Annotated in this window: 6 protein-coding genes and 3 tRNA genes; all 9 read right to left on the bottom strand. The window is 64.0% G+C overall.

The features are described from left to right. Positions 1–596, bottom strand: a 596-nt coding sequence (locus tag ACP7BZ_RS20135) for a GTP-binding protein (protein ID WP_426116460.1), incomplete at its 3' end; no start/stop codon positions are given. 94 nt (positions 597–690) lie between these two features. After that, positions 691–765: transfer RNA gene (locus tag ACP7BZ_RS20130), tRNA-Thr, on the bottom strand. Between the two features lie 29 nt (positions 766–794). Next, positions 795–868: transfer RNA gene (locus ACP7BZ_RS20125), tRNA-Gly, on the bottom strand. A gap of 52 nt (positions 869–920) precedes the next feature. Next, positions 921–1,005 (bottom strand) — tRNA-Tyr (locus tag ACP7BZ_RS20120). A gap of 195 nt (positions 1,006–1,200) precedes the next feature. Next, positions 1,201–2,754 carry an HDOD domain-containing protein gene (locus ACP7BZ_RS20115; protein ID WP_426116458.1) on the bottom strand — a complete coding sequence of 518 codons (1,554 nt, stop codon included), beginning with the start codon at positions 2,752–2,754 and terminating at the stop codon, positions 1,201–1,203. A 56-nt stretch (positions 2,755–2,810) separates the two neighbouring features. Beyond that, a complete protein-coding gene (locus ACP7BZ_RS20110) occupies positions 2,811–4,439 on the bottom strand; it encodes a response regulator (RefSeq protein ID WP_426116456.1) in 1,629 nt (542 codons plus the stop codon). Between the two features lie 132 nt (positions 4,440–4,571). After that, entirely contained in the window at positions 4,572–6,200 is a 1,629-nt protein-coding gene (locus ACP7BZ_RS20105) for a DUF3369 domain-containing protein (RefSeq protein WP_426116454.1), read from the bottom strand. 134 nt (positions 6,201–6,334) lie between these two features. Beyond that, entirely contained in the window at positions 6,335–7,267 is a 933-nt protein-coding gene (locus ACP7BZ_RS20100; RefSeq protein WP_426116452.1) for a J domain-containing protein, read from the bottom strand. 3 nt (positions 7,268–7,270) lie between these two features. Further along, positions 7,271–8,422, bottom strand: coding sequence for a class I SAM-dependent methyltransferase (locus tag ACP7BZ_RS20095; protein WP_426116450.1), 1,152 nt, complete (start codon positions 8,420–8,422; stop codon positions 7,271–7,273). Positions 8,423–8,490 lie beyond the last annotated feature (68 nt).

Raw genomic sequence — 8,490 nt, 5'->3', positions numbered from 1 at the left:
TCGAGGGCTTCAGCCAATTGCATGATGGCTTGCTCGCCCATCGGGCCGGTGTCGCCGTCGAGGGCCATACGTGCCGAACCCTTGATGATTGGCAAGTCGTCGCCGGGGAATTCATACTTCGACAGCAACTCACGCACTTCCATTTCCACCAGTTCGAGCAGCTCTTCGTCATCGACGAGGTCGCACTTGTTCAGGAACACGATGATGTAAGGAACGCCAACCTGGCGGGCCAGCAGGATGTGCTCGCGGGTCTGTGGCATTGGGCCATCAGCTGCCGAGCAGACCAGGATTGCGCCGTCCATCTGGGCAGCACCGGTGATCATGTTTTTGATGTAATCGGCGTGGCCTGGGCAATCGACGTGCGCGTAGTGACGGTTGGCCGTCTCGTACTCGACGTGGGCGGTGTTGATGGTGATGCCGCGCGCTTTTTCTTCTGGTGCTGCATCGATCTGGTCGTATGCTTTTGCTTCGCCGCCGAATTTCTTCGACAGAACGGTAGCGATCGCTGCCGTCAGGGTCGTCTTGCCGTGATCAACGTGACCGATGGTGCCGACGTTGACGTGCGGCTTGGTCCGTTCGAATTTACCTTTTGCCATTTTAGACTCCTAACGATTTTGAAAAATAACCAGGGACATCGTGTGACGTCCGGCCTGACTTGTCGATTTGAATGTACTGCGACTTGCTCAATTCTGGTGCCCTTGACGTGGATCGAACACGTGGCCTCTCCCTTACCAAGGGAGTGCTCTACCACTGAGCTACAAGGGCTTTTTGTACTGCATGCATTGCGATGAAACTGGAGCGGGTGAAGGGAATCGAACCCTCGTCGTAAGCTTGGAAGGCTTCTGCTCTACCATTGAGCTACACCCGCGAGGTTTTGCATCCGTTCATTCACTTACCGCTACAACTTCCAAGCAACATCTTGGTGGAGGGGGCTGGATTCGAACCAGCGTACTCATAGAGAACAGATTTACAGTCTGTCGCCTTTAACCACTCGGCCACCCCTCCGCGAGGAACCGCAGAGTATGAAGCAAGTACTGATTGGTGTCAACAGCATTTGCGGGGTGCTTTCCGCTACTTATCTCGTGCTGTTGATAACCGTCTCGCTTCGGGGCGTGATTGTAACCGCTGCTTTCACATTCTTGCAAGGGTGCGGCACGCATTGTGAATGATTTTTTTTGGCGCCCGCGCCGCGCCGCGCATTCACGGCGTCAGCGCGTTGAGCACTTGTTGCTTGAGCGCCTTGATCAGCGAGGTTTCGTCGGGCGGCACGCCCTCCGGCGCCGGCTCGATGCGGTCGGCGTAAAACAGGCCCAGCTGTACCTTGCCCAGCACCAGCGGCAGCACGATAAAGCTGCGCGCATCAGGAAACAGCTGGCGGTGCCACGGCGGCAGCAGCGCCCGGATCTTGGGGTTGAAGGCATCAGCGATCATCAGGTCGGCGTCGTTTTCCATCGCCAAGTAAAACAGGTCGCGCGGCCCATTTAGGGGAAAAGTAAAGCCGGCCTGTAACGCCTGCTTGTTATCGCCAAACGCCACGCGGGCGCGGTACTGCCCGCTGCGCAGATCTTGCAGGCAGACGGTGGCGAAGCGAAAGCCCATGCTGCGGTACAGGGTTTCGAGCACCGTCAAGATCACGTCGTTGACGGTGACGGCGGCGCCGGCGCGCATTTGCGTGACGTCCTGTACGCCGGCGAGCAACTGTTCGCGCGCCTTGTACGGCTTGCCGCTGGGATAAAACATATCGGCCGCCAGGTCGCCCGCATCGAGCGTCGACAGCAGCAGCACATTGGGCAAGCCGCCGGGGCTGACCGCCTGCTGGGTTTTCGGACCCGCCTCGATACTCAGGCTCTGCAGCAGGCTGGCCATTTCCTTTTGCACCGCCTCGAACATCGCTTCCATGCGTTCGGCATCGATGCCGAGGGCGGCGCCGTAGCGCCCCAGCAAGGCGCGCGCTTCGGCGGTGCCGGCCGGATTGCTGTTTTTCGACAGCAGTTGGGCAACCTCGGCGCTGAACGAAGCGACCTGCTTCATCCACTCGGCGCGGCTGGCCGGCGCCTTTTGCACGCCGGGCGGCAGTGCTGCCAGCGCGCGGCCGATCTGCTCGGGAATCTTCCACTCGGCCATCACCGCTTCAGCCAGCGCGTCATAGCTGCAGCCGAGAATCATTTGCGATGCCTGCCCCAGCGTGTGCTTGCCGCAATCCTGCAAGGCGGCCACCTCGCAGTAACGCTCATGCTCGTGGGTGGCCACCAGCAGCGGCCCCAGATTTTTGAACAGCGCCGCAATCGCCGCCTCCTCGGCGCCCTGATAGGGGCTCAAGCGGGCCATTTCGCGGCCCACCAGGCTGGCGCACAGGGCGTGTTCGAGCTCGATGCGCACGCTGTGCGCGTGGGCGCTGTTGGACAGCGCATCGACCAATAACAGCGCCAGCGCGGTGGTCTTGACGTTGTCAAAGCCGAGCAGGGAAATGGCGCGCGAGATGGTGGTGACGGTGGTGCCGGCGGCGGTCCGATAAATTGCCGTGTTTGACAGCCGCAAGATGCGCTGGGTCAGCGCCACATCGGAGAGCACGTAATAGGCCAGATCATGGGTGCCCTGGTCGTCCGAGGACGCCATCTGCACCACCCGCGCCACCGAGGTGCCGAGGGCGAACATGGCGTCGCCGCCACTGAGTTTTTGCAGCAGCGCGGTGCGGATGCGCCGGCTGTCGCCGCCAGCGGCACGGGCGAACGCGGCCGTGCCGTCAACTGCCATGGCAGGCTTTCTGCAACATCGTCACCAGCGGGGCGCTCACAGCAAACTGTCCTTCATCATTTTTTGGCACTCACCGATTTATTGTATTTTTTGAGAATTTGCTGGTGCAAACCGGCCAGCGTCGGCAACTTCGGATTGACCGGATCGAGCCGGCGCACGCTGCCGATAAGGATCATGGCGCTGTGGCCGAGCGTGTTGTCCCAGCCCGTGTGCTCCAGGCATTTGAGGACGGCGACGGCGGCGTTGAAGGCAACCTGGGGGTTTTCCGGCATTTTCGAGACCGCTTCCTGCATCAGGTCAACGGCGCCGCGGTAATCGCCCTCCTTGGCCTTCTGGGCGCCGGCGCTGACCAGGTCGATCACCACCTGGCGACTGTGCTGGGCGACGGTGGCGGCCAGTTCGGGCCGGCCGACTTTTTCAAACACCGCCATCGCCTTGGCCATGCTGGCGTTGTTGGTGGCGTTGCGCATGACGTCGCCCATCACCTCGGTGGCGCCCGCGTCCATCTTGTTTTCCAGGCAATTTCTCGCCAATTCCATCTTGGCCTCGGGCGACAGGGTGGTGGCGTCGCGCGCGGCCACCACGGCGGCGGCCAGCGACTCGGCCAGGCGCACTTCGTTGCCGGTGTATTCGTGCACCATGGCCGAGGCAATGGCACTGCAGACGGCGGTGTTGCGCTGGCCACCCATGGTTTTGTCGAGGTCACGGATGACGGCCGCCGCTTGCACCGGATCGCCCTTGGCCACCAGCGTTTGCACCAGTTTCAGGTGGTCTTCGGGATCGCGAAATTCCGAATATTTGGCCTTGCTGACGACTTGTTTCAACACTTTTTCGGCCGCTTCGCTGTCGCCCGTTTCGAGCGCGATTTCACCCAGCTTGCGCAGGCGCCGCACCGCGTGCGGCGAGACGGCGACGCCGGCGGCGAGCACCGCCTGCGCCTTTTGCAGCGAACCGGCGGCGGCGTGGGTTTTCGCCAGCCAGTCGTAGGCATCGACGAACTTGCTGTTCGATTCGACCAGGTCTTGCAACATGTCCTCGGCTTCATCGAAGCGCTCGCGCATAAAGAGCGTCTTGGCCAGTCCCAGCCGGGCCCAGGCGATGGCTTTCGCATCGAACAGTTGCATGTAGATGGGCTCGGCTTCGGCGGGCTCGCCCAAAAACATGTGCAGTTCGGCGCGCAGGCGCAGGAAGTCGACGGTGTAACGCGGACTGGCGTGGATGCCATCGATGCAGGCATCAATCGCTTCGCGCTGGGCCCCCGCTTCCATCAGCTGGTACACCGGCATCAGGGCGGTGCGCCGTTCGAGCGCGCGGGCCACGCGCTCGAGCAGGCGGTCGGCGGTGAAGGGCTTGAGGATGTAGTCGGTCGGCGCCAGCTCGGCGGCGCTGACCACCTTGCTGTAATTGCCTTCGGCGGTGACCATGAAAAACATGGTCGAGAGCGAAATGAGCTTGTGATGGCGCAGGTCTTCGAGCAACTGCTGGCCATCCTGGCCGCCTTCGAGATCGTATTCGCACAGCACCAGGTCAAAGTGCTTGAGGGTCAGATGCTTGACGGCGTTGTTGGCGCTGCCGGCATGGTCGATTTTGCTGATGCCACACATGGCGAGCATGCTGTGGATATTGGCGCGCATGCCTGTATGCGGCTCGATAATGAGCGCGGACAATCCCTCAAGGTCATTCATGTGTTGTCTTTCGTGTCACATCCTGCTCGGACGCGCGCCCGGCGGCTCTTTTCGTCCCAACAGTATATAACGGCGGAAGACACAAAATCGTGAATACTGCGGCCTAGCCCATGCCGGCGAGCCCTCGATGCCCTACAGCGGCATCTGCTGATGTTGATTTGAGACAACTTCCCGCGCCACGCCGCTGCCATCGGCACCGGCCAGCTCGAGCAGCGCCGCCACCACCAGCGGATCGAACTGATGGCCGGCCTGTTCACGCAGGTGATCGAGCGCCTGCGCACAGCTCGAGCGCGGCCGGTAAGCGCGCTCGGCGGTCATGGCAGCGAAGGTGTCGGCAACGGCGACGATGCGCGCGCTCAAGGCAACGGCGCGACCGGCCAGTCCGCGCGGATAGCCGCTGCCGTCGTAGTGCTCGTGGTGACCGGCGGCGATGATGGCGGCCAGGCTGAGATAACTGCTGGCGCCGGCACCAGCGGCCGCGCGCTCGAGCGCGGCACTGCCGATCAGCGCGTGGCGCTGCATGGCGGCGCGCGCGCTGGCGCTGTAGGGCTGGTCGTGCGACAGGTCGGTGCAGGCCTCGCCCATGCCGATGTCGTGCAGCATGCTGGCCAGACCAAGCATGCTGATCATCTGCGGCGTCAGTTCGGGCTCAAGCCGGGCCTCGCCAGAATTGCCCTCGCCCTCGCGCTCGCGCAGGCGCCCGGCAATGCGCTCGCTCAGACGGCGCACGCGCTCGGCGTGGACGGCGGCGCCCGCACAGCGGCTGTGCGCCACCTGCGCCAGCAGAGCGACGGTGGCGGCCTCGGTGTGTTTGGCCTGCTCGAACAGATACTGGTTGTCGAAGGCGGCGGCGATGCGCTGGCAATACAGCACCAGCAGCTCGCGCTGGATCTCGGCCATGCTCAGCGGCGGGCAGACGGCGATGCCGACCCGCTGTTGCTGCTCGGTGCGAATCGGCATGACGGTGCCGAGCGGGCTGCTGTGGCTGATATCCTCGGCCAGCGCGCGCATGAAGGCCGGGCGCAGCGGGTGTTCCAGCGGCAGGGCGCCATCGGCGGCCAGCGCGGCCCAGACGCCGGTGGCGGCCAGCACGGTGGGCTCGCGCCCCGGCACCGCCAGCAGGCACAACATGCCATCGCCACCAATGCCGAGCACCGCGCTGATTTGCGCCAGCACACCGGAGGCAAATTCGCGCAGCGAGCCAGCGTGGTACAGGTTGTTGACGCCAGCGAGAATATTCGACAGCCCGGCACGGCTGCGCTCGAGCATGACCAGGCTTTCGTAGGCACGCAGCGCGGAGATGACGACGGTAAACAGGCGCTGGGTGGTCAGCTCGGTTTTCGATTTATAGTCGTTGATGTCGTAGTCGATGATCACTTGCTGTTCGGGCGCCTGACCGGGCTGGCCGGTGCGCAGCACCACCCTGACCGTGTGGTTGCCGAGCTCTTCGCGGATGCGGCGCGCCAGCACCAGGCCGGCATTCTCCGTTTCCATGACGACGTCGAGCAGTACCAGGGCGATGTCGACGCTGCTGCTGAGCATGTGAAATCCCGCGGCGCCGCTGTGGGCTGACAGCAGTTCCAGCGCGCGGCCCTTGAAACTGACGTTGCGCAGGGCCAGCCGGGTAACCGCGTGGACATCGGGATCGTCATCGACCACCAGCACCCGCCACGGCCGCAGCGCGGCGCTGTCCGTGGCCAAGGGCAGAACTTCATCGTCATCGATGAGCCAGTTGTCGTCGTCATCCATGGCGTTGCTCATTCAAATCCTTAGGGGAGAGCGCGGTTCCACGGCCCCCAGGAAGGGAAATGACCAAGCCGGTTCAAGCCCCACGCTATCACCAATGGCTAAGTGCGTCCAGCCATTCGTTTGACGCGAACGCCACTGCTTTTAGCTTACGGCGCTGCCGCCTGCTTGAGCGCCTGCGCACAAGCGCCGCCCCCCGTATCGATGTTTTGATAGCGCACTTCGTAGCGTCCCGCCGCCAGTTTATCGATGGTCAGCGCTTCATGCGGCAGCAGGTAAACATGACGCACGCTGGCGCCGCGGTCGAGGTCGATCAAACGCACGAACACGGCCGCGTCATTGGCGCCATTGTCGACTTCCACCCGCATCTGCACGCCCTGATTGGCCACCGCGTAGCCATCGATATAACCACTGATATCGGGCCACGGCGCGCCGTTCGGTGCGGTGGCCGAGCGCAGCACGCTGTTGCAATCGGCGCCCTGCGGCGGCACCGCCAGCTCGAGCACGGCGAGGGTTTGCAGGTGCGGCAGGTGCGCCGCCACGGCGGGCCGCGCGGCCCACTCGTCGAGCCCCGCCATTGGCCGCCCCACTGGCCGCACCACTGGCGGCGTCGACGGCAGCAGCGGCGCCGCCACCGTGCGCAAGCCCGGCAGCGTCGACAGCGCCAGCGCACCGGCGGCGCAGCCACCGGCAAACACCGCCACCAACGCCAGCCACAGCAAGGGCTGGCGCAGCAGGCCGCGCCGCCGCCGCGGCGCCGGCGGCGCTTCCCACGCATGATTAAAACCGGGCGGAGCGACGCCCTCGCGGCCGCGGGCGCCGTCTTCGCCACTGCTCTCCAACCAGGCGATTTCCCATTCCTCGGCAGCGATCCACTCGTCGTGTTCCTTGCGCCGCACGGGATCGGCGAGGATGCCGTAGGCGGTGTTGACAATCGCCATGATGCGGGCCGACTTGTCGTCGCCGGGGTTTTTATCGGGATGGTATTTCTGGCTGAGCGCCTTGTAGGCGGCGCGGATCACTTCCGGGGGCGCCATCCGCGCCACTTTCAGATTGTCGTAGTGGGTATGGATTTTTGCCATGATTTACAGGCGGTGACTGCGGTCGGCGCTGGCAATCGCCGGCCCCAGCGTGACGCCGTGACCCACCACCAGCACCTTGAACAATTCTCCCATCTCGGCCGGCGACAGCAGCTTTTGCACGGCATTCGCCTGCGGCAGGTAGCGGGCGGCATCGGCCGGATCGGTGCGTAACAACAGTTCGGTGATGCCGCCGGCCAGCAAAAAGCCGGCCTGGCTCATGTAGGCCAGCACCTCAAGGCCGCCCTCCTGCGCCGCCAGCGCCATCGCGGTGAAATCGACGTGGGCGGTGATGTCCTGCAAGCCGGGCACATAAAACGGGTCGGTGTGGGCGTGGTGGCGGTAGTGGCACATGACGGTGCCGCCGGTGCGGTCGTCGACATAGTATTCGTGGGCCGGAAAGCCGTAATCGAACAGCAGCGCGGCACCGCCGCCGCCATTGCTGAGCATGCGCGCCAGTGACGCCATGAAGCCGACCGCCAGCGGATGCACTTCGGTCAGATAGCCAACATCGAGGGTGGCGGCGTCGACGATCTGACGCGCCAGTTGCAGCGCCAGCGCGGCGTCAGGCGCTTGCCGGCCCCAGGCCAGGCGGCCGTCTTCGATGGTGACGGTGACCTGCTGCCAGCCGGCACTTTCCTTGCTGACCAGTTCGACCGGCATGGCATCGAGCACCTCGTTGGCCAGCACCACCCCGCTAAAACTGACGGGCAATGCATCGAGCCAGCGCACCTGGGGGAAGTCGCGCAGGGCCTGCTGCTGGCGCTGGCGCAATTCACCGGACAACTCGACGATCAAATACTGGTCGACGGCAATGCCGTCCGCCGCCAGTGCGCTGAGCACATCGTGGGCCAGTTTGCCGGTGCCGGCACCGAATTCGAGGATGGCTGGCGCACTTTGGGCGATAATAGCGCTGGCAACCCGGGCGATGGTGGCGCCGAACAGCGGCGACAATTCGGGCGCCGTCGTAAAATCGCCCGCCGCGCCCAGCTTGGCCGCACCGCCGCTGTAGTAACCGAGTCCCGGGGTATATAACGCCAGCTCCATGAAGCGGGCAAAGGAAATCGCCCCGCCGGCACGCGCAATGTCGTCGGCAATGCGTTGCAGCAGGGCGTGTGACGCGGCCAGCGCGTCGGGGGCGGGTTCGGGCAAGGACATCCGGCCATTGTAGCGACTACGGCAGCCGGCAACAATTTATGCAGCATTTTCGCCAATTCACGCACACG

The organism is Massilia sp. PWRC2 (assembly GCF_049896725.1).
GTDB lineage: Bacteria > Pseudomonadota > Gammaproteobacteria > Burkholderiales > Burkholderiaceae_D > JAFCUW01.
This window is presented reverse-complemented; position numbering and strand designations above follow the sequence as displayed.

What these genes read in the sequence shown, in the direction of transcription:
- ACP7BZ_RS20115 (WP_426116458.1), bottom strand. Translation starts at nt 2,754, where the DNA reads ATGGCAGTTGACGGCACGGCCGCGTTCGCCCGTGCCGCTGGCGGCGAC.
- ACP7BZ_RS20110 (WP_426116456.1), bottom strand. Translation starts at nt 4,439, where the DNA reads ATGAATGACCTTGAGGGATTGTCCGCGCTCATTATCGAGCCGCATACA.
- ACP7BZ_RS20105 (WP_426116454.1), bottom strand. Translation starts at nt 6,200, where the DNA reads ATGAGCAACGCCATGGATGACGACGACAACTGGCTCATCGATGACGAT.
- ACP7BZ_RS20100 (WP_426116452.1), bottom strand. Translation starts at nt 7,267, where the DNA reads ATGGCAAAAATCCATACCCACTACGACAATCTGAAAGTGGCGCGGATG.
- ACP7BZ_RS20095 (WP_426116450.1), bottom strand. Translation starts at nt 8,422, where the DNA reads ATGTCCTTGCCCGAACCCGCCCCCGACGCGCTGGCCGCGTCACACGCC.